Source organism: Minwuia sp. (assembly GCF_048263705.1).
In the GTDB taxonomy this organism is placed as follows: Bacteria; Pseudomonadota; Alphaproteobacteria; order Minwuiales; family Minwuiaceae; genus Minwuia.
In genome coordinates this window covers 53,742-77,883 of the sequence record NZ_JBLXDV010000017.1, presented here as the reverse complement: position 1 = coordinate 77,883, position 24,142 = coordinate 53,742, and the positions used below count along the sequence as shown (strand labels likewise).

14 protein-coding genes and 1 tRNA gene are annotated in these 24,142 nt (G+C 64.5%); 10 read left to right on the top strand and 5 right to left on the bottom strand.

Features of this window, described 5'->3' with window-relative positions; genetic code table 11:
* Positions 1-29 precede the first annotated feature (29 nt).
* The 8 genes from ACN0X7_RS18765 to ACN0X7_RS18730 all read left to right on the top strand — a co-directional run bounded on the left by ACN0X7_RS18765 (position 30) and on the right by ACN0X7_RS18730 (position 9,152).
* Positions 30-1,640 (top strand): OmpA family protein, encoded by a 1,611-nt coding sequence (locus tag ACN0X7_RS18765; RefSeq protein WP_417520003.1) that lies wholly within the window; start codon positions 30-32, stop codon positions 1,638-1,640.
* A gap of 75 nt (positions 1,641-1,715) precedes the next feature.
* On the top strand, positions 1,716-2,936 hold the full coding sequence (locus ACN0X7_RS18760; RefSeq protein ID WP_417520002.1) for an LL-diaminopimelate aminotransferase: 1,221 nt from the start codon (positions 1,716-1,718) through the stop codon (positions 2,934-2,936).
* Between the two features lie 20 nt (positions 2,937-2,956).
* Complete coding sequence (locus tag ACN0X7_RS18755; RefSeq protein ID WP_417520001.1) at positions 2,957-4,252, top strand: homoserine dehydrogenase; 1,296 nt, start codon at positions 2,957-2,959, stop codon at positions 4,250-4,252.
* Positions 4,253-4,288: 36 nt separating this feature from the next.
* Positions 4,289-5,263 carry a class II fructose-bisphosphatase gene (glpX, locus tag ACN0X7_RS18750; protein WP_417520000.1) on the top strand — a complete coding sequence of 325 codons (975 nt, stop codon included), beginning with the start codon at positions 4,289-4,291 and terminating at the stop codon, positions 5,261-5,263.
* Entirely contained in the window at positions 5,263-7,041 is a 1,779-nt protein-coding gene (gene recJ, locus ACN0X7_RS18745) for a single-stranded-DNA-specific exonuclease RecJ (protein WP_417519999.1), read from the top strand. The genes glpX and recJ overlap by 1 nt, the downstream gene beginning before the upstream one ends.
* A gap of 99 nt (positions 7,042-7,140) precedes the next feature.
* Positions 7,141-7,215: transfer RNA gene (locus ACN0X7_RS18740), tRNA-Glu, on the top strand.
* Between the two features lie 99 nt (positions 7,216-7,314).
* Complete coding sequence (locus ACN0X7_RS18735; protein WP_417519998.1) at positions 7,315-8,295, top strand: 2-dehydropantoate 2-reductase; 981 nt, start codon at positions 7,315-7,317, stop codon at positions 8,293-8,295.
* A gap of 11 nt (positions 8,296-8,306) precedes the next feature.
* Positions 8,307-9,152 carry an alpha/beta hydrolase gene (locus ACN0X7_RS18730; RefSeq protein ID WP_417519997.1) on the top strand — a complete coding sequence of 282 codons (846 nt, stop codon included), beginning with the start codon at positions 8,307-8,309 and terminating at the stop codon, positions 9,150-9,152.
* Here ACN0X7_RS18730 and aat read toward each other — a convergent pair.
* Genes aat through aroQ form a run of 4 tightly spaced genes read right to left on the bottom strand, consistent with a single transcriptional unit; the run spans position 9,142 to position 12,090 of the window.
* Positions 9,142-9,804 carry a leucyl/phenylalanyl-tRNA--protein transferase gene (gene aat / locus ACN0X7_RS18725; RefSeq protein ID WP_417519996.1) on the bottom strand — a complete coding sequence of 221 codons (663 nt, stop codon included), beginning with the start codon at positions 9,802-9,804 and terminating at the stop codon, positions 9,142-9,144. The two genes, ACN0X7_RS18730 and aat, sit on opposite strands and share 11 nt — an antisense overlap.
* Entirely contained in the window at positions 9,797-11,146 is a 1,350-nt protein-coding gene (accC, locus tag ACN0X7_RS18720; RefSeq protein WP_417519995.1) for an acetyl-CoA carboxylase biotin carboxylase subunit, read from the bottom strand. The genes aat and accC overlap by 8 nt, the downstream gene beginning before the upstream one ends.
* A gap of 12 nt (positions 11,147-11,158) precedes the next feature.
* Positions 11,159-11,626 carry an acetyl-CoA carboxylase biotin carboxyl carrier protein gene (gene accB, locus ACN0X7_RS18715; protein WP_417519994.1) on the bottom strand — a complete coding sequence of 156 codons (468 nt, stop codon included), beginning with the start codon at positions 11,624-11,626 and terminating at the stop codon, positions 11,159-11,161.
* Positions 11,626-12,090, bottom strand: a complete 465-nt coding sequence (aroQ, locus tag ACN0X7_RS18710) for a type II 3-dehydroquinate dehydratase (RefSeq protein WP_417519993.1) — start codon at positions 12,088-12,090, stop codon at positions 11,626-11,628. The genes accB and aroQ overlap by 1 nt, the downstream gene beginning before the upstream one ends.
* A 132-nt stretch (positions 12,091-12,222) precedes the next feature.
* Between aroQ and thiS the strand changes: the two genes are divergently transcribed.
* Both thiS and ACN0X7_RS18700 read left to right on the top strand, forming a co-directional pair.
* A complete protein-coding gene (thiS, locus tag ACN0X7_RS18705; RefSeq protein ID WP_417519992.1) occupies positions 12,223-13,215 on the top strand; it encodes a sulfur carrier protein ThiS in 993 nt (330 codons plus the stop codon).
* Positions 13,216-13,260: 45 nt separating this feature from the next.
* Positions 13,261-14,037, top strand: a complete 777-nt coding sequence (locus tag ACN0X7_RS18700) for an SDR family NAD(P)-dependent oxidoreductase (protein WP_417519991.1) — start codon at positions 13,261-13,263, stop codon at positions 14,035-14,037.
* 83 nt (positions 14,038-14,120) lie between these two features.
* On the opposite strand, the gene ACN0X7_RS18695 is transcribed toward ACN0X7_RS18700, so the two are convergent.
* Entirely contained in the window at positions 14,121-24,077 is a 9,957-nt protein-coding gene (locus ACN0X7_RS18695; protein WP_417519990.1) for a hypothetical protein, read from the bottom strand.
* Positions 24,078-24,142 lie beyond the last annotated feature (65 nt).

The following is a 24,142-nucleotide window of genomic DNA, read 5'->3' as shown; positions in this document are numbered from 1 at the left end:
CGTCTTGAACTATGTCAGGAGAAGCGGCGATGAAATCTGCGCCGTTCACAGTGCGCAATATGCGGAACGGAATCCATTGGGCACCCCGCGCCGGTGTCTGCGGCATGCTGATGCTGCTGGGTGCCTGTTCGGTCCCTGACTGGGCGGATCCGACGAGCTATTTCGAACCGGGCTACGGTCCGGTGCCGCAACCCGTCGCGCGCGGCGGGAATCCGGCGTTGCCGCCCGCCCAGCCTGCGCCCGGACTGGCTTCCGCCACCCAGAATATCCAGCGATCGGGTGAAAATCCTGTCATATCGGTGACACGCGGCAGTGCGACGACACCGACAGCAGCGACGCCGCGTATTGCGACCGCTGAACCGGCACCAGCGCCTGCTCCGGCACCCGTGGCAGCATCCCCCGCGCCTGCCCCGACACCCGCCCGGGACGTCGTGGCGATTGTCGAACCGATTCGGGAACCCGAGGTGAAACCGGCCACGCCGGTCGCAGCCGCACCCGCGCCTTCCCAGACCGAACCGTCCCGCACGGCGATCGTCGATCGTGTGCCTGCCGTCGCGCGTCCGGAGCCTCCCAGGCAGATCGCGGAAGCCCCCGTGCCTGCTGCCGTTCGTGTCCAGGAAGCAGAACCTGTTCAGAATGTCCGTCGCACGCGCGCGCCAGCCCGGTCCGATGAATCGCCCACGCCGATGATCGCCGCCATGACCCGGGGACAGCAGCCGCCTTCCTTCAGCGAAGATGGTGCCGTCGTGCCGCGCCGGACAGAAGTGCAGGCCAGCGATTCAATCAGCCTCAACGACCCCGAAGCCGTGCCTGCACCGGCTAGGTCCGCGTCTGATGACGAAGCGCCACGCCGCACGGCGGCAGCAGCAAGACCGGCGTCCGCCCCGATCGTGCAGACCCGTCCGTCCCCGACAGGAACGCCACGCGGCAGCCAGACGGCAAGCGCTGGCCAGTCGACCGCCATGGCCAGCCAGACCTCGGCGATTGCCCGTCCGGTTGATCAGCCCACTCTGTCGCGCACCTACAGCGAGCAGTTGCGGGCGGCGGGTATCGAACCGGTCACACCGTCTGCGGCCCCGACAGGACGTGTCCCGCCCGGGCAGTTCCCGAGCAGCGTTTCCCCGGTCGTACAGCAGACCTATCAGGACTCGCTGAACGCGCCGCGCACTTATCAGGAGGTCGTTGGCGGCTATCCGGCGTCTGCGCCTGTCGCAGGCGGCCCGGTGGTGATCGACGGCGGTACCGTGCAGCAGGCTGCGGCATACGGGGTTCCTGCCGGTGTGGCAGGCGCACCCGATACGGTGATCCAGTTCCGCCACGGTTCGGCCCAACTTTCGTCAAGCGATCTCGGCACGTTGCGGGCGACCGCCGAACGGGCGCGGCAAACCAATGCGACGGTACGCGTACGTGGACATTCCTCCAGCAGGACAGGCCAGATGCCTGTCGACACTCACCTGCTGGCCAATCTGAGGATGTCCGCCGCACGCGCCGAAGCGGTGGCCGATGCTCTTGCCCGGTTCGGCGTTCCCTACGATCGGATTGTTGTGGAGGCCAAGGGCGACAATGCACCCGTATTCAACGAGGCGATGCCAAGCGGTGAAGCGGGCAACCGCCGTGCCGAGATATTCCTCGAAAACTGACACTTCCTTTGTTGCGGCCCGTCTGCCGCGGACCAGCCTCTCCGGAGGCTGGTCTTTCTGTTTTGGTGGAATGCCATGCAAGTAGACTTTCATCTGATCAAGCGCCTGCCGCCCTACGTCTTCAACGAGGTGAACCGGCTGAAGGCCGAGGCACGCGCCGAGGGGCGCGATATCATCGATTTCGGCATGGGCAATCCCGACCAGCCGACGCCGCAGCATATCGTCGACAAGCTTGCGGAAGCGGCTGCTGATCCGCGCACCCACAGATACTCCGCCAGCCGCGGCATTCCGGGGCTGCGCCGGGCTGTTTCCAGCTACTACGAGCGCCGCTTCGGCGTTTCGGTCGACCCGGAGACGGAAACCATTGTCACGCTCGGCTCGAAGGAAGGCCTGGCCCATCTCGCCATGGCCATCACCACGCCAGGCGACGTCATCCTGTCACCGAACCCGTCCTATCCGATCCACCCTTACGGCTTCATCATCGCGGGTGCGGTGATCCGGCATTTTCCGGTCGGGCCCGGCTATGACTTCCTGACCAGTCTCGAAAGGGCCATGAAGCATTGCGTGCCGGCACCGGAGATCCTTGTCCTGAACTTCCCGTCGAACCCAACGGCGATGGTGGTCGATCTGGACTTCTATCGCGAGGTGGTGGATTTCGCGCGGCGCAGAGGGCTCTATATCCTGTCCGATCTGGCCTATGCGGAGATCTATTTTGACGGCAATCCACCGCCGTCGATCCTGCAGGTGCCCGGCGCGCGAGAGCGTTCCGTCGAGTTCACGTCGATGTCCAAGACCTACAACATGCCGGGCTGGCGGATCGGTTTCGCGACCGGCAACAAGGATCTGATCGGGGCCCTGACCCGCATCAAGTCCTATTTGGACTACGGCTCCTTCACCCCCGTTCAGGTCGCTGCCGCGGCCGCCCTGAACGGACCGCAGGAATGCGTGGACGAAATCCGCAGCCTCTATCAGTCGCGTCGTGACGTGCTGATCAAGGGGTTCGCCGATGCGGGCTGGGATGTCCCCTCCCCAGAGGCCACCATGTTCGCCTGGGCCCCTATCCCGGAACGCTATCGTCATCTCGGCAGTCTCGAATTCTCCAAGCTGTTGCTGACCGAGGCCGAGGTCGCCGTCTCTCCCGGTATCGGGTTCGGCGAGTACGGTGACAATCACGTGCGCATCGCACTGGTCGAGAACGAACAGCGGATCCGTCAGGCGACCCGCAGTCTGAGGAAGTTCTTCCAGGCGGGCGACGCGCCCCTCGAACGCTACCAGCAGCGCTCGGCAGCCGAATAACCTGATCGGGAAAGAAAATCATGCGTGAACCCATGAAGATCGGCGTGGCCGGCCTTGGCACGGTTGGTGCCGGTCTGCTGAAACTGCTGGACGGGAACGGATCGCTGATCGCGGACCGTGCCGGCCGCGGAATACAGGTCACCGCCGTTTCGGCCCGCGACAGGAACAGGGACCGCGGTATCGACCTGCACGGGCTGCACTGGGAAGACGACCCGGTTTCGCTTGCCGGTCGCGATGATGTCGATGTGGTCGTCGAACTGATCGGCGGTTCCGAAGGCCCTGCCCGCGAACTGGTCGAGGCCGCGCTGCGGGCGGGCAAGCCGGTGGTCACGGCCAACAAGGCGCTGCTGGCCGAACACGGATACCATCTGGCAACGCTGGCCGAGCAGAACAACGCAACATTGGCCTACGAAGCGGCTGTCGCGGGCGGCATCCCGATCGTCAAGGCCATCCGGGAGGGATTGTCCGGCAACCGCCTGACACGCGTCTATGGCATCCTGAACGGCACCTGCAACTACATCCTGACCGAGATGCGCACCAGCGGCCGCGATTTCGCCGACGTGCTGAAGGACGCACAGGATCTCGGCTATGCCGAGGCGGACCCGACCTTCGACGTGGACGGTATCGACGCGGCACACAAGCTGGCGCTGCTGGCCGCGCTCTCCTTCAGCACCCGGCCCGACTTCGCGGCGGTGGCGGTCGAGGGAATCCGCAACATCTCGGCGATCGATATCGCCTACGCGGACGAGTTCGGATACCGCATCAAGCTTCTGGGTGTGGCCGAAACCATCGACGGCCGGATCGCGCAGCGCGTCCGCCCCTGTCTTGTCCCGGTCCACACGCCGATCGCCAAAGTGGAAGGTGTCTTCAATGCCGTGGTTGCCGAGGGCGATCAGATCGGTCGCACGGTCCTGGAAGGTCCCGGAGCCGGTGCCGGTCCGACGGCCTCCGCCGTGGCCGCCGATCTTGTCGATCTCGCCGCCGGCCGGATCAGCCACGCTTTCGGCGTCCCCGCCTCCGCGCTGTCGGATGTGCCTGCCTTCCACGACACCGAGCGCCTTGCCCACCATTATATCCGGCTGAAAGTCCTGGATCAGCCCGGTGTGATTGCCGACATCGCGGGCGTGTTGCGTGACGCGCGAATTTCAATCGAATCGCTGCTACAACGGGCAGGTCCTGACGATGCGGGAACAGCTCCTGTGGTGGTCATCACCCATGAGTCGTCCGAGGGGCGGATCGACGCCGCCCTGAAAGGTCTGGAAGCGCTGGATTCCGTCCTTGAACCGCCGCATCTGCTGACGATAGAAGATTTCTGAGGGCGCGGAAGAAAGCCCCTGACCTGGGAGAGAATCTTGGCGAACACGAACAAGCTGGACCGTAACCTGACCCTGGAAGCGGTTCGTGTAACCGAGGCCGGTGCCATCGCTTCCTATGACTGGATCGGCATGGGTAACGAAAAGCAGGCCGATCAGGCCGCGGTCGATGCGATGCGCACGGCGCTGAACGGTCTGGCCATCCGCGGCACGGTCGTGATCGGCGAAGGTGAGCGGGACGAAGCGCCGATGCTCTATATCGGTGAAGAGGTCGGAACGGGCCACGAGAGCGGATCGGGACCCGAGGTCGATATCGCCCTGGATCCGCTGGAAGGCACGACGATCACCGCCAAGGCGGCACCGGGCGCGCTTTCCGTGATGGCATTGTCTGAAAAGGGCATGCTTCTGAACTCGCCGGACGTCTACATGGACAAGATCGCCGTCGGCGGCGGCCTGCCCGAAGGCGTGGTCGACATCGACAACAGCGTGACCGAGAACCTGGGGCGTCTGGCCGAGGCGAAGGGATGCGCGATCTCCGATCTGACGGTCTGCATCCTCGACCGCCCGCGACACTCGGACATCATCCGTGAATCGCGGCAGGCGGGTGCCCGGATCCAGCTGATCCCCGATGGCGACGTTGCCGGCGTCATCGCGACCACCGACCCGGAAACGACGGTCGACATGTATGTCGGTACCGGCGGTGCGCCCGAAGGCGTGCTGGCGGCTGCGGCACTCAGATGTGTCGGCGGGCAGATGCAGGGCCGGCTCGTCTTTCGCAACAATGACGAGAAGGAGCGCGCCCACCGGATCGGAATCAGCGATCTGGACCGGAAGTATGCGCTTGAGGAACTCGCGGCCGGTGATGTCATCTTCACGGCGACCGGCGTGACGACTGGCGGCATGCTGCGCGGCGTGCGCCGCCAGAACGGCGTCATCATCACCGATTCTGTGGTCATGCGTTCCCGCACGGGCACGATCAGGCGGATCGAGGGGCGACGCCGAATCGCCGGATAATGTCCACCGGAAACGCCTTTTTTCTGGATATCGAACAATCGCTTGGCGGGAAAAGCTGGCGACATGGATCAGGTGATGACCGGCTGGTTCAGGCATTCGTTCAACGTCATGCGATCCCGGAGATTCTCGCCGAAGTGCTCGCCAACCGGGATATCCCGCTGGAGCAGGTAGAGAGTTACCTGACGCCGCGCCTGAAGGATCAGTTGCCCGACCCCTCCTCCTTCCGGGACATGGACCGTGCGGCGGAAGAGATCGCAGCGCATATCGTCGGCGGCAAACACATCGCCGTTTTCGGTGACTACGACGTCGACGGGGCAACCTCCTCCGCGCTGATTCTCCGGTACGTTGCAGCCGCTGGCGGCCATGCCTCCTCCTACATTCCCGATCGCATCGCGGAAGGCTACGGCCCGAATATCGCCGCGTTGAAAAAACTGGCGAATGACGGCAGCGATCTGATCGTCACGGTGGATTGCGGCACCGCCGCGTTCGACGCGCTGGATGCGGCGGCGGATGCGGGAATCCCCGTCATCGTGGTCGATCATCATCTGGCCGAGGACCAGTTGCCGAAGGCCCTGGCCATCGTCAATCCGAATCGCCTCGACTGTTCTGCGGGCCATGAGAACCTGGCGGCAGTGGGCGTGACCTTCCTGCTTCTGATTGCCGTCAACCGGGCGCTCAGGGCTCGGGGCTGGTTCAGCGAGCGGCGTGAGCCCAATCTGCTGGCCATGCTCGACCTGGTCGCGGTCGGCACTGTCTGTGATGTGGTGCCGCTGACCGGCCTCAACCGGGCCTTCGTCGCACAGGGACTGAAGGTGATGGCGGAACGTCGGCAACTCGGCCTGATGACCCTGGGCGACATCGCGCGTCTGACCGGTCCGCCCAGCACCTATCACGCAGGGTTCCTGATCGGACCCCGGCTGAACGCGGGCGGGCGTGTCGGCAAGTCGGATCTCGGTGTCCGGCTGCTGACCACAGACGACCAGCAGGAAGCCACGGCAATCGCACTGGAACTGGACCGCCTGAACGACGAACGCCGCAGGATCGAACAGGCTGTCCTTGAGGAAGCGCTCGCGCTGGCGGAGCGGCAAGACAACCGTGCGGTCACGCTGGTGCACGCGGAAGGCTGGCATCCCGGCGTCATCGGCATCGTCGCAAGCCGCCTGAAAGACCGGACCGGCAAGCCGGCGATCGTGATCGCGACGGACGGCGCCACCGGCAAGGGCTCGGGCCGGTCGATCAGGGGCGTCGATCTCGGGGCCGCGGTAACGGCCGCACGTCAGGCCGGACTGCTGATCAACGGCGGCGGACATGTCATGGCGGCGGGACTAACGGTGGAAAGCGGTCGAATCGAGGCACTGGGCGATTTTCTCGATCATCGCCTCGCCGAAAGTGTCGGTGCGGCGGGACGGTCGAAATCGCTGACGATCGATGGTGCCGTCAGCGCGCGGGGAATCACCGCCGATCTGGTGCAGGACCTGGAGCGCGCGGGGCCATATGGTGCCGGCAATCCGGAACCACGGGTGGCCGTCACGGACTGCACGCTGGTCAAGGCCGACATCGTGGGCGGGCAGCATGTCAAGCTGATCGCCAGCGGCAAGTCCGGCGGACGTGTGGAGGCCATTTCCTTCCGGTCGGCCGAAACGCAGTTCGGCGCGGCACTTCTCGGGCGGGCGCGCGACAGGCGGCCTGTTCATCTCGCCGGCCATCTGCGCATCAATCACTGGGGCGGTCGCGAGACGGTTCAACTCACCGTCGAGGACGCCGCAGACCCGGCATAAACGGGCTCACTTTCGACGGTGCGTCAGCGGGACGCGAATTTTCGTCACCGATGGTGTTGATTTCCAATCGCAATCCGACTAAATCGACAGCGCCTGAGTGGTCCCTTCGTCTAGTGGTTAGGACGCGAGATTTTCATTCTTGAAACAGGGGTTCGATTCCCCTAGGGACTGCCAGGCCTTTTCTCCCCTTCCGAACCGGGCTTCGATCAGACCATGCTTGACGGCGTGAGCGCGGCGCGCGATTTCTGAGCGACGCAATCGACGGGGTTTTTCATGAAGATATGTATTTACGGCGCAGGCGCGATCGGCGGCTACGTCGGTGCCATGCTGGCCAGACAGGGGGCCGAGGTCAGCCTGATCGCGCGCGGACCGCATCTGGCGGCCATGAAAGCCAATGGTCTCAGGCTGGAAGTCGGCGACGAGAGTTTCACGGTCCACCCGAGGCTGACCGACGATCCGGCGGAACTCGGGCCGCAGGACTATGTGCTTCTGACCATGAAGGCGCACGGTGTCCGCGCGATCGCCGATGCCATGCAACCCCTGCTCGGCCCGGATACCGCCGTTGTCACGGCCCAGAACGGTCTGCCCTGGTGGTACTTCTACGGCCTGGAGGGTCCCTACAGGGATCAGCGTCTCGAAAGCTGCGATCCAGGCGGAGAACTCTGGGACAAGATCGGACCGGAGCGTGCGATCGGTTCAGTGGTATGGCAGGCCGCCGAAGTGCCGGAACCCGGCGTCGTGAAACTCGGGTACGGTGAGCGCCTGTCCCTCGGCGAACCCAATGGGGGCAAGACGGAACGGATCGCCGCGCTTTCGAAGGCGCTGATCGCTGCGGGTGTGAAGGCGCCCGTGCGGCCCAACCTGCGCAACGAGATCTGGACCAAGCTCTGGGGCAACCTGAGCTTCAATCCAGTCTCCGCCCTGACGGGTGCCACTCTTGAGGCCATGGCCGGCGACGACGGGGTGCGATCGGTCATCACACAGATGATGTCGGAGGCGCAGACCATCGGAGAAAAGCTGGGCGTTAAGTTTCCGATGACGGTGGAGAAACGCATCTCGACCGCCCGGGCGGTCGGCGCGCACAAGACGTCCATGCTGCAGGACCTGGAAGGCGGGCGGACGATGGAGATCGAACCCATCATCGGTTCGGTGGCGGAACTGGGTCGGATCACCGATACACCCACACCCGCGATCGATATCGTCTACAATCTGGTGGTGATGCGCGCGCGTGAAGCGGGTTGCTACGCGGCATAGGGGGAAACGAGATGAGCTACTGGTCCGACTGGGATGACGAGAAGATCGAACGGCATTTCAACCCGCGTGTGGCGGCACCGACGGCGGGCGATCATCTCGCCGATTTCACCGAACGCGCCGCCCAGACCCGTCAGCGCTACGACATGCGCCGCAACATCTCGTACGGCGATCATCCGCGGGAAGTCTACGACCTGTTCCCCGGCGTGATCGGTGGACCGATGCATATCTTCATCCACGGGGGCTACTGGCGCGCCCTGTCGAAGGACGAGCACAGTTTCGTGGCGCCCCCGTTCAACGCCGCCGGGGCGACCGTGGTGATGATGAATTACCCGCTCTGTCCGGAAGTGACACTCGGTGAACTGGTATCAGCCACCATGCGCGGCATCGCGCACGCTGCCGTCCGGGCCGATTCCTATGGCGCATCGCCCGACCGGATCCATGTCAGCGGCCATTCGGCAGGCGCGCATCTGGCGGCCGTTGCGGCGTCGAGGGACTGGACCGGCGACAAGCTGCCTGCAGACCTGATCAGGTCCGCGACCCTGCTTTCCGGGATCTTCGATCCGCGCGTCGCCATGCGGACCAGCATCAACGCCGAAATTGGGCTTGATCAGTCACAGGCCGAGCAGAACAACATTCTGACCGACCGCTTCCGCCCCCTGCCCCATGTCGAGATCCTGCTGGCGGCCGGTGGTGCCGAGCCCGACGGGTGGATCAGGCAGTCGACGGACTATCGTGAGATGTTCGACGTCACCCGTGCGGTGATGCTGCCCGAGGGCGCCAATCATTTCACCCTGCTGGACCACGTCGCCGATCCCCGGGCCGATCTGTGTCGGGCCATGCTGAAGCTCATGGCATAGGTCGATCGATCCAGTCGAGCGCGTCGCAGCCGGACAGGCCATCTCCGGCTGCGTTGAAATCCCCCTCCATACCCAGTGCGATCTCAAGCTGGCGATGGAATTCCGCCTTCGGCATGGAAAGGATTCCGAACTGGGTCAGATGGTCGTTGACGAACTGGCTGTCGAACAGTCCATAGCCGCCGACCTTCAGCCGTGCCGCCAGGTGCACCAAAGCCACTTTCGATGCATCGGTTGCCCGGGAGAACATGCTCTCGCCGAAGAAGGCGCCCTTCAGTGACACGCCGTAGATGCCGCCGACCAGCTTGTCGTCCAGCCAGCATTCCACGCTGTGCGCCAGGCCAAGCCGGTGCAGTTCGGAATAGGCGCGGATGATTTCGGCATTGATCCAGCTGTCGAAGCGTCCCTTGGCGAAATCCACCTCCGAACAGGCGTGTATGACCTGACGGAACGCCCGGTCCGCCGTGACGATGAACGGGTCTTTCCGGATCGTGCGCCGAAGCCGCCGCGAGACGTGCATCCCCTGAAGCGGCATCACACCGCGGATGTCGGGATCGACCCAGTAGATTTCCCCGCTTTCACGGCTCTCCGCCATCGGAAACAGGCCCCGTGCATAGGCCTGAACCAGCAGGTTTGGCGTGAGGAGGTCAGTCACCGACCAATCGGTCTAGATTCTGCTCCAGCCAGTGGATGGTGTAGTCCCCGTCGATGAATTCGGGATCGTCAACCAGCGCCATGTGCAGGGGGATCGTCGTATCGATTCCGCCGATGGCGAACTCTTCCAGACAGCGCCGGAGCCGCATCAGGCATTCGTTGCGTGTTCGACCGTGCACGACCAGCTTGGCGATCAGGCTGTCGTAATAAGGAGGCACCCGATAGCCCTGATACAGCCCCGAATCGACGCGCACACCGAGACCGCCTGGCGGGTGATAGTCGGTGACAGTGCCTGGCGTCGGCCGGAAGGTCTTGTGATTCTCGGCGTTGATCCGGCACTCGACCGCATGTCCCGAGAACGTGACCTCCGACTGTTCGAGGCTGAGCGGTGCACCGGATGCCACGCGGATCTGTTCCCGCACCAGATCGAGGCGCGTGATCGCTTCGGTGACCGGATGTTCGACCTGCAGCCGCGTGTTCATCTCGATGAAGAAGAACTCGCCGTCCTGATACAGGAACTCGATGGTTCCTGCCCCGCGATAGTTGATACCGGCGATGGCCTTCGCGGCACGTTCGCCGATCGAACTGCGTTCTTCCGAATTCAGCGCCGGCGATGGCGCTTCCTCCAGTACCTTCTGGTGACGGCGTTGCAGGGAGCAGTCCCGCTCGCCCAGATGGATCGCGTTGCCCTTGCCGTCACCGAACACCTGCACCTCGATATGGCGTGGCGAGGGCAGGAATTTTTCCAGATACATGGTGTCGTCGCCGAACGCGTGCATGGCCTCGTTCCGCGCCTGGGTCAGCAATTCCTCAAGCTGGGACTCGTCATGGATGACCTTCATGCCGCGCCCGCCGCCGCCTGCGGCAGCCTTCGCCAGCACCGGATAGCCGATCTCGGCGGCCGCACGACGCGCCTCGTCCATATCCTCCATGCCGCCTTCGATGCCCGGCACCACCGGCACGCCCAGTTCGCGCATGGCCTGCTTGGCGGCGATCTTGTCACCCATCAGGCGGATGTGGTCGGCAGTGGGGCCGATGAAGGCGATGTTGTGGGCTTCCACGATCTCGGCGAAGCGCGCGTTTTCCGACAGGAAACCATAGCCGGGGTGAACGGCATCCGCGTCCGTGATCTCGGCAGCCGAGATCAGCGCCGGGATATTGAGGTAGCTTTCCTTCGGATTCGGCGGTCCGATGCAGACGGACTCATCAGCCAGGCGCACATGCATGGCCTCGGCGTCGGCCGTCGAATGCACGGCCACCGTCTTGATACCCATCTCCCGGCAGGCGCGATGAATGCGAAGGGCGATCTCGCCCCTGTTTGCGATGAGAATCTTTTCGAACATGCCCAGACCAGCCTATTCGATCACGATCAGGGTCTGCTCAAACTCGACCGGTTGTTCGTTCTCAACCAGTATGGCGGCCACACGACCCGCCGCCGGGCTCGGCACCGGGTTCATGGTCTTCATGGCTTCGACGATCAGCAGGGTTTGTCCCACGGTCACCGTGTCGCCGACCTTCACGAAGGCCGGTGCGTCGGGTTCGGGCGACAGATAGGCCGTCCCGACCATGGGGGACGCCACCTTGGTGCCGGTGCTGTCGGCACCGCTCTGTGTCCCCTCGGCAGGGGCTGTGGCCGGAGCCGCGGATGCCGACGACACCGGCGGCGCTGCCTGCATGGCAGGTGCCGCGACCATCTGGGTCGGCTGTTTGCCGAGGCGCACTTTGATGTCGCCTTCTTCCCACTCGATTTCCGTCAGTCCGGAGTCGTTCAGAAGCGCGGCCATACGGGTCAGCGCATCCATGTCGATGTTCAGTTTGCTCATCAGTTCGCCATCTTCTGTTGTTGTGCCGCGCGCAGTTCGGCGGTCAGGGCCTGAATGGCCAGGATATAGCCCAGCGATCCGAAACCGCAGATCACACCCTTGGCCGCCTTCGAAATATAGGAATGGTGTCGAAATTCCTCACGCTGGTGGATATTCGACAGGTGGACTTCGATGGCCGGTATCTCAACCGCCAGAAGCGCATCGAGTATCGCCACCGACGTATGCGAGTAGGCGCCCGGATTGATGATGATTCCCCCCGCCGTGCCCCGCGCCTGGTGAATCCAGTCAACCAGCTCGCCTTCATGGTTGGACTGGCGGAAATCGACGGTCACCCCGAAGCCCGAGGCCACCTGTTTGCAGGAGCCCTCGATGTCCGCCAGCGTCTCGCGCCCGTAGACCTCAGGCTGCCGCGTTCCCAGCAGATTGAGGTTCGGACCGTTCAAAATCAGCAGCGTTTCGGACATGCGTGATGCGCGCCCCTTTTCCCTTGAAAGACCACGCGGTTATAGTGCCTTTGTGTCTGACGCGAAACCGTCGCCTCCATCCCGCCGGACAGGAATCCGGCCTTGAACCTCAGGAATACTGGACTTTTTCACATGCGCATCTCCGTCAATGGCAAGGAACAGCACTATGATGAGGGCATGACCGTCCACGATCTGCTGACCCGCATGCGACTCGATTCGCGGAAAATTGCGGTTGAACTCAATCTGGAGATCGTGGCGAAGTCAGCTTACCGGCGCACCACGCTGGATGATGGCGACAGCGTGGAGATCGTGCATTTCATCGGTGGAGGTGCCGATTCGGCCCCGTCGCGGGATGATGAGGATGTGCTGACGATTGCCGGACGCACCTTCCGGTCCCGGCTGCTGGTGGGCACCGGCAAGTATGCGGACTACGCCGAGAACGCCCGCGCGGCAGAGGCCGCGGGCGCGGAGATCGTGACGGTCGCGGTGCGCCGTGTGAATGTCACCGACCCGGATCAACCCATGCTGGTCGATTTCATCGACCCGAAGAAATACACCTATCTGCCGAACACGGCGGGCTGCTTCACCGCAGACGATGCCGTGCGCACCCTGCGCCTTGCGCGCGAGGCGGGCGGTTGGGATCTCGTGAAACTCGAAGTGCTCGGTGACCAGAAGACGCTCTATCCGAACATGCCGGAAACCATTCGGGCGGCGGAGAAGCTGCTGACGGAGGGCTTCGAGGTCATGGTCTACTGCTCGGACGATCCCATTCAGGCGAAACGGCTCGAGGACATGGGCTGCTGCGCGATCATGCCCCTCGGGGCGCCCATCGGTTCGGGTCTGGGCATCCAGAACCCGGTCAACATCCGCCTGATCGTGGAACAGACGGAAGTGCCGGTCCTGGTCGATGCCGGGGTCGGCACCGCTTCGGACGCAGCGATTGCCATGGAACTGGGCTGCGACGGCGTGCTGATGAACACCGCCATCGCCGAGGCGAAGAACCCGGTGATGATGGCCCGTGCGATGAAGGCCGCCGTCGAGGCTGGACGTCTGGCCTATCTGGCCGGGCGCATGCCTAAGAAGATGTACGCCGATCCGTCCTCGCCGCTGGCCGGACTGATCTGAGACAGACGCACTACTGCAAAACCGACTTCTGGGGAGGAAGCGCACATGATGTTCGATTTGCGCGGCAAGTCCGCGATCGTAACCGGATCCACCAAGGGCATTGGCAAGGCCATCGCCGAGGCATTCGCCAAGCAGGGTGCGAATGTTGTCGTTTCCAGCCGGAAGGCGGATGCGGTCGAAGCCGTGACCCGGGATATCAATGACAATCACGCGGCTCACGGTGGCCGCGCGGTCGGTATTCCGTGCAATATCTCGTACAAGGAGCAGCTTGAGATGCTGGTCGACGGGACGCGCAAGGAATTCGGTCAGGTCGATATCCTGGTCGCAAATGCAGCGGTCAACCCGTTCTACGGCTCGTCGCTTGAGATCCCGGACACCGCGTTCGAAAAAATCATGGACGTGAACATCAAGTCCAACCACTGGGCCTGCAATCTGGTCCTGCCGGAGATGATCGAGCGCAAGGACGGTGTGATCATCATCGTGTCGTCCATCGGCGGGCTGCGCGGGTCGCGCGTGCTGGGTGCCTATGCGATCTCCAAGGCGGCAGACATGCAGATGTGCCGGAACCTCGCCATGGAGTACGGCAAGCACAACATCCGGGCGAACGCCATTGCACCGGGCCTGATCCAGACCGATTTCGCGCGGGCGCTTTGGGAAGACCCTGAATTCCGCAAGCGCTCGGAGGCCCAGGCCCCGCTGAACCGTATCGGCCAGCCGGAAGAGATCGCCGGTCTGGCGGTCTACATGGCGGCGAGCGAGGGCAGCTTCCTGACCGGCCAGACCATTGCCGTGGACGGCGGCGTGACCATCTCCGGCGGCTGACACCGGCTTACAGCTACGCGGAAACGAAAAAGGGCGACCGCTGTGAAGGCGGCCGCCCTTTTCTTTTGTGACGTTTCGACGGATCAGAAGATGAAGTCGTCCGCCTCATCCAGATCGGTCGAGACCACGCCCTGCAGCGTGATGGTCTGACTGTTGAAGGTGATGACCGTGTCACCGCCGGTCTGCTGGATGTTCAGATCGCCGAACGAGATGCCCAGCGCCGAGAGATCGATCACATCGTCCGTCGCGGCACCTGCGGTGAAGTCCTCGATGACGTCATCGCCCCAGAGGTTGTTGTCGAAGACAAACAGGTCGTCACCGTCCTCACCCGCGAGCGTGTCATTGTCACCGCCGCCGGAACCGCCGTTCAAGGTGTCGTTGCCGTCGTCACCGAACATGCTGTCGTTGCCGGTGCCGCCGAACAGGCCATCGTTGCCCGCGCCGCCGTCGACCACATCGTCACCGTCGCCGCCGTTGACGGTGTCGTTCCCGGCCTCGCCGCGCACCGTATCGGCACCGATCCCACCGAACAGTTGGTCGTTGGCGGTTCCGCCCAGCAGCGAGTCGTTGCCTTCCTCACCATTCAGCACGTCTTCGCCGCCGGCACCATTGAGCTGGTCGTCGCCAAGGCCGCCGAAGATCGTGTCGAAGCCGACGAGCGTATCCAGCGCCGGATCGTCACCGTTGATGGTGTCGTTGCCCGCCCCGCCGAACAGGCTGTCCAGATTGCCACCGCCCAGGATCAGATCATTGCCGTCTCCGCCGAAGACCGTGTCATTGCCGAACTGGCCGCGCAGGATGTCGTTGCCGAGCCCGCCTTCGATGCTGTCGTTGCCGGACCCGCCAAGCGCGCGGTCGGCACCGTCACCGCCGAAGATCAGATCGTTGCCGTTGCCTGCGGAAATCGTGTCGTTGCCCAGGCCACCCAGCAGCGAGTCGACATCGTCACCGCCGTTCAGGCTGTCGGCACCGTCACCGCCCACCAGCGTATCGAGGCCCGCGCCGCCGATCAGCGTATCCGCGCCGCCGTTGCCGCTGATCGAGTCATCGCCGGCACCGCCATTGAGGCTGTCGTTACCCAGATCAGCGCCACCATCGATGGTGTCGTTGTCGGCACCGCCGTTGATCGTGTCGGCACCGTCGCCGCCCGACAGGCTGTCGGCACCCGTTCCGCCGTCGATGACATCCAGGCCGGCACCGCCGTCGACCGTGTCGGCACCCGATCCCGCATCAACGGTATCGTTGCCGCTGCCGGCGTTGATCGTATCCGCACCGGCACCACCAAGGATGGTGTCGTCATCCGCCCCGGCATCGATCGTGTCGTCGCCATCGCCACCGTCGACGGTGTCGTTGCCGGCACCGCCTGTAATGATGTCGACCCCGGCAAGACCGATCAGGTGATTGGCGACCGCATTGCCGGTCAACGTGTCATCGAAGGCCGTACCGATCAGACCTTCGATCGAGATCAGCGTGTCACCGTCTGCATCGCCGCCCGTGACGATGTTGGTGTCCAGATTGCCGTTGATGGCCACACCGTTGACCGAATAGTCAGCGCAGTCCTGACCGCTTCCGCCATTCAGCTCGTCGGCACCCGCGCCGCCCTGCAGCGTATCATCGCCGTCGTTGCCGTTCAGCGTGTCATCGCCGTCACCAGCCACGATCGAGTCGTTGCCATCAAGACCGTTGATGATGTCAGAGCCACCGGTTCCATTCAGCGGAATATCGTCGCCGGCCGTGCCGTTGATCTCCGTCGGGCCGCCGAAGTCGAAGTCGTCCGCGTCGAGCTGGCTGACGAGGACCCCGGTCAGGACGACGGAATTCCCGCCGCCGAGATCGATGGTCGTATCGGTGCCATCATCGCTCGCGTTGGCAAGAACGTCTGCGAAGCTGTTGATTGCGCTGACGTTCTGCACATCGATCACATCGACCGTTGCGGCACCCGGCGTGAACCCGTCGATGGTGTCGTTGCCGTCGCCATCGCTGAGGATGAACAGGTCATCGCCTGCACCGCCGTTCATCAGGTCATCGCCCGTGCCGCCGGTCAGCGTATCGTTACCGTTCCCGCCGCCCAGCGTATCGGCACCGTCGCCACCGTCCAGGCTGTCGGCACCATTGCCGCCATTCAGCGTATCGCTGCCCGCGCCGCCGTCGATGGTGTCCGCCCCGTCATCGCCGGAGACGAAGTCATTGCCGCCGCCCGTCGTGACGATATCGTTGCCGCCGCCGCCGAAGAAGCGGTTGTCTTCCGCCCCGCCGCTCAGCGTGTCATCTGCCGACGTGCCAATGGCGCCTTCGAAGTTCGAGACCGTATCGTCGCCGACCAGAACGTCAGCCGTATCGAATGCAACCGGCCCGACTTCGCCGGACAGGTCCAGAACATCGAGGCCCGCGCCGCCGTCGAGCACATTTGCGCCCGCGCCACCGGAAACCGTATCGGCACCGATGCCGGCATCCACCGTGTCGTCGCCATCGCCGGCCGAGATCAAGTCCGCCCCGCCACCGCCGATCAGCGTGTCACCCGCGGCACTGCCGATCAGCGTGTCCGCAAAGGCCGATCCGATGACCTGCTCGATGCCGGAAACCGTATCGTTTCCGCCGTTCGACAGGTCGAAACTGACCGAGGCCGTTTCGCCGGAGAAATCGACCGTGTCCGAACCTGCGCCGCCGATCACGGAATCCGCACCCTGCCCGACAAACAACAGGTCATCGCCGTCGCCGGCATCCAGCGTGTCGTTGCCTGCATTGCCGCCCAGCGTGTCATTGCCGTCGCCAGCGGTAATCAGGTCTGCCCCTAGGCCGCCAAGCAGGATGTTGTCGCCCGCCGTGCCGTTCAGCGTATCGTTGAAGTCCGATCCCGTGATGTTCTCGAAATTGGAGATCACGTCGGTGTTCGCATGTCCGCCCGATGCGGTGTTGGCATCGATATCGACGTTTACCGCGGCATTGGAGCTCTCGTAGGAGATCGTATCGTTGCCCAGGCCGCCATCCAGCGTGTCGCTACCGGCGCGACCTTCGATGGAATCGTCGCCATCCAGGCCGTTCAGGATGTTGCCGAAGCCGTCACCGCGCAGCGTGTCGCCGAAAGCGGAGCCGATCACGTTCTCGATCCGGTCGAACACGTCACCGGTGGCCTCGCCACCGGTGGCTGAATTCGATGCGATATCGACATTCACACCCGCCGTCGAGTTCTGGTAGGTCACGGTGTCATTGCCCAGACCGCCACGCATGGTGTCCGCGCCGTTGCCGCCTTCGAAGAAGTCGTCGCCCGTGCCGCCGATCAGCGAGTCGAGACCACCCTGGCCACGCAGGGTATCGTTGCCGAAACCGCCGATCAGCGTGTCGTTGCCCGTACCGCCTTCAAGGCTGTCGTTGTCTTCGCCGCCGTCCAGACTGTCATTGCCCGAACCGCCGAACAGGGCATCCAGACCGTGATCGCCGATCAGCGTGTCATTGCCGCTGTTGCCTTCCAGCGTGTCGTCATCGCAATTGCCATCGATCAGGTCGTCGTCGTCGCCACCCTGGGCGAAGTCGTTGCCGTCGCCCGCATCGATGATATCGGCCCCGGAGCCGCCGAAGATCGTGTCGTTGCCGATGTCGGTGAGGATGGAATCATTGCCCAGACCACCGATCACCGAGTCGTCGCCGCCATCTGTCGAGATCGTGTCGTTGCCGTCGCCGCCCAGAACGGTGTCGTTACCATCTTCGCTGTTCAGAACGTCGTCGCCCGCATCGCCCTGGACGCTGTCGTCGCCAGCGCCTGAGTTGACCGTATCGTTGCCCTCGTCGCCGAAGACCAGATCATTCTCGGATCCCGAATTGATGACGTCATCGCCGAGCCCGCCGCGCACGGTATCGGCACCGCCATCGGATTCGAGCAGGTCGTTGCCCGCGCCACCGTCCAGCGAGTCATCGCCCGTGCCGCCGTCAAGCGTATCCGCACCGGCACCGCCGATCAGCGTGTCGTTGCCGTCCTCGCCGAACAGCCGGTCGAGGCCGTCACCGCCGACGATGCTGTCGTCGTCGGCACCACCGCGCAATGTGTCGTTCAGCGCATCGCCCAACAGCGTGTCGTTCCCGGCCCCGCCGTTGATCACGCTGACACCGGTGCCGCCATCCAGCAGGTCGTTGCCCGCGCCACCATTGATCGTGTCATCGCCGGCTTCACCGCGGACGGTGTCGTTGCCGTCGTCGCCGGTCAGCAGGTCGTTGCCGAGACCGCCCAGCAGCGAGTCATCGCCTGTGCCGCCTTCCAGCGTATCGACACCCTCGCCACCGTTCAGCGTATCGTTGCCGTCGCCACCGGTCAGACTGTCGTCGCCTGCATCGCCGGACAGCGTGTCGCTGCCCGCACCGCCGGAGAGGGTATCGTTGCCGTTGCCGCCCACGATCAGGTCATCGCCGTCGCCACCGTCGGCCACATCGTCGCCGTCCTGACCCTGAATGGTGTCGTTGCCCAAACCGCCGGTGATGGTGTCGCTGTCGCCACCGCCGAAGATCTGGTCGCTGCCCGCGCCGCCATCAATCAGGTCGGCACCGGCCGCGCCGGAGATCGTGTCATCACCGCTGCCGCCATCGACCGTATCGTTGCCGTCCGCAGCGGTCAGATTGTCATTGCCGTCGCCGCCCTGGATATCGTTGTCGGCCGCATTGCCGGTGACGACATCGTCGAAGGCCGAACCGATCAGGTTCTCGAACGCCACGACCGTGTCGCCCTGCGCGTCGCCGCCGGAGCTGACACCACCGGACATATCGACCGTCACACCCGCAGAAGACCCGGAGTAGTCGATCAGGTCGATGCCGTCGCCACCGTCAAGATCGTCGGCACCTGCGGCCGCGATCACCGTGTCATTGCCCGTGCCGGCGCGCACCGTATCGTCGCCTGCACCGTCACGGATCAGATCATCACCCGCGCCGCCTTCCAGCGCGTCGGCACCGTCACCGCCATCCAGCGTGTCGTTGCCGCTGCCGCCCACAAGCGAGTCGTCGCCCAGCCCGCCGTCGAGACTGTCGTTTCCGGCCTCGCCCAGCAGCGTGTCGTTGCCGTCATTGCCGGTCAGGACGTCATTGCCGCCCTGGCCTTCGAACTTGTTGTCATTCGCATCGCCGACGAGCGTATCGGAGAACCCGGAACCGACCGCGCTCTCGATCGAAGTCAGCGTATCGCCGTCGGCGTCGCCGCCGGTCGCAGTGCCCGAGCCGATATCGACGTTCACGGCAGCCGAGGAGCCGCGATAGTCGGCGGAGTCATTGCCGTCGCCGCCATCCAGAATGTCGGCGCCTGCGCCACCTTCCAGGCTGTCGTCGCCCGCCTCGCCACGCAGCGTGTCATCGCCGCTGCCAGCTGAGATCAGGTCATTGCCCGCGCCGCCCTGAAGCGAGTTCTGGCTGCTGTTGCCGACGATGATGTCATCGTCAAAACCGCCGATGACATTCTCGATCTGCGTATAGGTATCGCCCGTCGCATCGGAGCGGTCACCCGTGCCCGTGGCGAGATTGACCGTCACGGCACCCCCGGCGCCCGAATAATCGACCGTATCGTTGCCGTTGTTGCCGTTGAGCACATCGGCACCGCCGTCACCCAGCAGCAGGTCATCGCCTTCACCGCCCGACAGCGTGTCGTCGCCCAGATCGCCGGTCAGCGTGTCGTTGCCGTCCCTGCCCCGCACCTGATCGTTCTCGCTGCCGCCGAACAGGCTGTCATTGCCTGCGCCGCCGTCAACGATGTCATTGCCGCTGTCGCCGAACAGCGTATCGGCACCGTCCTCGCCCAGGATCGTGTCCGCACCGATGCCGCCGATCGCGGAATCATTGCCCAGACCGCCCTTGATCAGGTCGAACCCGTCATTGCCGTTCAGCGTGTCGTTACCCGCGCCGCCCACAACCGTGTCGTCGCCCGCGTCACCCTGGACCGAATCATCGCCGTCTTCGCCCAGCACCTGGTCGTTTCCGGCACCACCGATCACGGTGTCGTTGCCCAGACCGCCGAGCGCCAGGTCAACGCCGTCGCCGCCATTGACGGTGTCATTGCCTGCGCCACCGCGCAGCGTGTCGTCATCCCCAAGGCCCGAAACGATGTCGTCATCGTCACCGCCGTCGAGGATGTCGTTGCCGCCGTCGCCGGTCAGCGTATCATTGCCCGCATCGCCGAACAGGGTGTCGGCACCATCGTCGCCGTCGACCACGTCGTTTCCGGCGCCACCGCGCACGACATCGTCGCCCAGTTCGCCGCGCACGGTATCGTCGCCGGCGTCGCCCAGCACGGTGTCATTGTCGTCACCGCCACGGATCGAGTCATTGTCGTCGCCGCCGGAGATATTATCGCTGCCGCCCGCGCCGAGAAGGTTGTCCGCGCCCGCGCCGCCGTTGATCACGTCGTCACCGGCCTCGCCGTTCAGGCCGTCGTTGCCGTCGCCGCCCTCAATGGTGTCATTGTCGCCACCGCCGAACACCGTGTCGTCGCCATCGCCGCCCTTCAGACGGTCAGCACCCGCATCGCCGTTCAGCGTGTCATTGCCCGCGCCGCCGTCCAGCGTGTCCAGGCCATCCCCACCGAACAGCTGATCGTTGCCGTCTTCACCTAGCACAGCGTCGTTGCCGTCATTGCCGGACAGCGTGTCATTGTCCGCACCGCCGAAGATGCGGTCCGCGTCACCGCCACCGGCGATGGAGTCATTGCCGGCAAGGCCGCGCAGGGCGTTGGAAGCATTCGATCCACCAATCGTGTCGTCGAAGCCGGAACCCGTGACGTCCTCGATATTGGCGTAGGTGTCACCGTCGGCATCGCCGCCAGTCCCTGTGCCCGTTCCCAGATCAACCCCGACACCGGTACCGGAACCGGAGAAATCAAGCAGATCGATTCCGCTGCCGCCGTTGATGCTGTCGGCACCGGCACCGCCGATGATGGTGTCTTCATTGGCGCCGGCGTCGATCGTGTCGTCGCCCGCTCCGTCGCTGATCAGATCGTCGCCGTTCCCGGCTGTAATCAGGTCGGCACCATCACCACCAAACAGGGTGTCGTTGCCGTTGCCGCCATTGATCGTGTCGTTGCCGCCTGCGCCAAGGATTGAATCCGCGCCGATACCGCCGACGAAGTTGTTGGCTCCGCCGTCGCCGATCAGCGTGTCGTTCGCGGTCGTGCCGATCGCACCTTCGATCGCGGTCAGCGTATCGCCATCGGCGTCGCCGCCGGTCGCCGTTCCGGCGCCGATATCGACCAGGATCGGTCCGACCGAGCCGGAGTAATCAGCCGTGTCGATGCCCGCGCCGCCATCCAGGCTGTCCGCGCCCGCGCCGCCCTTCAGCGTGTCGTTGCCCGTACCGGCCAGGAGTATGTCATCACCGCCGAGGCCGCTGAGGCTATCGTTGCCTGCATTGCCTTCCAGCACGTTGGCGTCGGCATTGCCCTGAATCGTGTCGGCCAGCGCCGTGCCGATCACATTCTCGATCTTGCGCAACTGGTCGCCTTCGGCGTCCGACCGTTCACCCTTGCCGTTGTTCAGATTGACGGTCACGCCACCGGCGGACGACGAATAGTCCGCCGTGTCGATGCCGTCGCCGCCTGCCATCCGGTCCGCACCTGACGCACCGACGAAGGTGTCGTTGCCCAGGCCGCCGCGCATGTCGTCATTGCCGGAACCGCCGAACAGGGCATCGTCGCCGCCATCGCCGTTGACGATGTCGTTGCCTCCTGCGCCGACCACGGTGTCGGCATCATCGCCGCCCCGCAGCACGTCATCGCTGGATCCGCCGTTCAGGCTGTCGTTGCCCGCGCCGCCTTCCAGAATGTCGGACTCGGTACCGCCGAACAGGGTGTCGTTGCCGTCGCGGCCCTTGATGATGTCGCTGCCGGCGTTGCCCGAAAGACTGTCATCGCCCGCGCCGCCATCGACGGTATCGCTGCCGGTATTGCCGAGAATGGTGTCGTTACCGTCGCCGCCGAACAGCGTGTCGATGCTCGCGCCGCCGTCGATGAAGTCGTCGCCGCCGTCACCCTTGACAACATCCTTGCCGTTGTTGCCGAACAGGCTGTCATTGCCTTCGCCGCCACGGATCGTATCAGAATCGTCCAGACCCCGGATCGTATCGGCACCGTCGCCGCCGAACAGGACGTCGCGACCGGTCTCGCCATGGATAGAGTCGTCGCCTTCGGCGCCCAGGACCGTGTCGTCCCCGTCGTCGCCGTTCAGCGAGTCGTTACCGGCCTCGCCCAGAATGCGGTCATTGCCCAGACCGCCGCGAATGGTGTCCGCATCGGCACCGCCTTCCAGCGAGTCCACGCCATCGCCGCCCAGGATCGAGTCGGCACCGTCGCCGCCGAACAGGCTGTCGTTGCCTTCGTTGCCCGAAACCGTGTCGTTGCCTGTTCCGCCGAAGACGCGATCGTTGCCGATCTCGCCGGACAGGAAGTCCGCGCCGTCCTCACCGAAGATCGAATCGCCGCCCACGCCGCCGACGATGCTGTCGGCACCCAGGCCGCCGCTAAGCGTATCGATGCCGGACCCGCCGAACATGCTGTCGATGCCGTCGCCGCCGTTCAGCAGATCGTTGCCAGAGTCACCCAGGATCGTGTCGTTGCCCAGACCGCCATCGACGGTGTCATTTTCCGAACCGCCTTCGATCAGGTCCGCGCCATCGCCGCCTTCGAGCGTATCGGCACCTGCGCCGCCACGAACGGTATCGTCCTCCGAACCGCCGAACAGCGTGTCATTGCCCTGACCGCCGGCCACCTCGTCAACGCCCGCACCGCCGAAAGCGATATCGTTGCCGGCGTCACCGACGACCCGATCGTCGCCGTCGCCGCCGCTGAGGGAATCATTGCCATTTCCGCCGATGACACGGTCGGCATCGGTGCCGCCGGAGATCGTGTCGTCACCGTCCTCGCCCAGCATCCGGTTCGCGCCGGCTGTAGCCGAAATCAGGTCGTTGCCGCGACCGCCCTGGACGTCGTCATCGCCGTCGCCGGCCTCAATCGTGTCCGCGCCGCCGATCAGGTCCGAGGTCAGATCGCCGCGCAGGGTGTCGTTGCCGGCCCCGCCGACGAGGCTGTCCGCGTCACCGCCACCGAACAGGATGTCGTTGCCGGCCCCGCCATCGACGGTGTCCTGACCGTCGCGTGCCCTTACGAGGTCATCGCCGTCACCGGCATCAATCAGATCGTTGCCGTCGCCGCCGTCCAGCAGATCGCCCTCGCTCCCGCCGAACAGGGAGTCATCGCCCGCCTCACCGAAAATCCTGTCGAAACCGGCCCCGCCGAGGACGGAATCCACCCCTGCACCGCCGCGCAGCTCGTCATTGCCTTCACCGCCATCGATGGTGTCGGAACCGCCGCCACCCAGGATGTCATCCGCCTGGGCACCGCCGAAAAGCGCGTCATCGCCCAGCTCGCCTGCAAGTGAATCGGCGCCATCGCCGCCGGTGAGCACATCGTCGCCGTCCTTGCCGAAGATCGTATCGTTGCCGACACCGCCGTCAGCCGTGTCTGCGCCGGCACCCGCGTTGATCAGATCGCTGTTCGCACCGCCATCGATCTGATCGTTGCCGTCGCCGCCGAACAGGCTGTCGTTGTTCGCACCGCCGCTGATCGTGTCGTCGCCGCCGCGGCCGTCGAGCAGGTTCAATGCCGTATCGCCGATCAGCACGTCACCGGCAGATCCGCCCAGGACCCGCTGGATGGCCGTCAGGGAATCGTTTCCGATGTCCAGACCCGAGGCTGTACCAAGGCTGAGATCGACGGTTATCTGGCTGGTTGCATTGGTGTAATCGGCAACATCCGACCCGGCGCCACCCAGCAGGGTGTCGTCGCCAAGGCCGCCACGGAAGGTATCGTCGCCTTCGTTGCCGGCGATTGAATCGTCGCCGGTTCCGCCGACGAGCAGATCGTCGCCGGCCGCGCCGAGCAGCGTATCGTTGCCTCCCTGTCCCTTGATGATGTCATCATCGGCGGTGCCGATAATCACCTCGTCGGTGCCATCACCGACGAACTCGGCGAAACGGACATTAGACAGGGCTGCAGTCTGCAGCAGTTCGCATAGAAGCGACATGATCGCCCTCCACTAGGCCAATCAACACAAAGCTCTGCCACAGCATTCCCGAAGTCTTTTTCTTC

Coding starts and splice junctions, on each gene's coding strand:
- ACN0X7_RS18700 (WP_417519991.1), top strand. CDS start 13,261: ATGATGTTCGATTTGCGCGGCAAGTCCGCGATCGTAACCGGATCCACC.
- ACN0X7_RS18755 (WP_417520001.1), top strand. CDS start 2,957: ATGCGTGAACCCATGAAGATCGGCGTGGCCGGCCTTGGCACGGTTGGT.
- accC (WP_417519995.1), bottom strand. CDS start 11,146: ATGTTCGAAAAGATTCTCATCGCAAACAGGGGCGAGATCGCCCTTCGC.
- ACN0X7_RS18760 (WP_417520002.1), top strand. CDS start 1,716: ATGCAAGTAGACTTTCATCTGATCAAGCGCCTGCCGCCCTACGTCTTC.
- ACN0X7_RS18765 (WP_417520003.1), top strand. CDS start 30: ATGAAATCTGCGCCGTTCACAGTGCGCAATATGCGGAACGGAATCCAT.
- ACN0X7_RS18730 (WP_417519997.1), top strand. CDS start 8,307: ATGAGCTACTGGTCCGACTGGGATGACGAGAAGATCGAACGGCATTTC.
- aroQ (WP_417519993.1), bottom strand. CDS start 12,090: ATGTCCGAAACGCTGCTGATTTTGAACGGTCCGAACCTCAATCTGCTG.
- ACN0X7_RS18735 (WP_417519998.1), top strand. CDS start 7,315: ATGAAGATATGTATTTACGGCGCAGGCGCGATCGGCGGCTACGTCGGT.
- accB (WP_417519994.1), bottom strand. CDS start 11,626: ATGAGCAAACTGAACATCGACATGGATGCGCTGACCCGTATGGCCGCG.
- thiS (WP_417519992.1), top strand. CDS start 12,223: ATGCGCATCTCCGTCAATGGCAAGGAACAGCACTATGATGAGGGCATG.
- recJ (WP_417519999.1), top strand. CDS start 5,263: ATGTCCACCGGAAACGCCTTTTTTCTGGATATCGAACAATCGCTTGGC.
- ACN0X7_RS18695 (WP_417519990.1), bottom strand. CDS start 24,077: ATGTCGCTTCTATGCGAACTGCTGCAGACTGCAGCCCTGTCTAATGTC.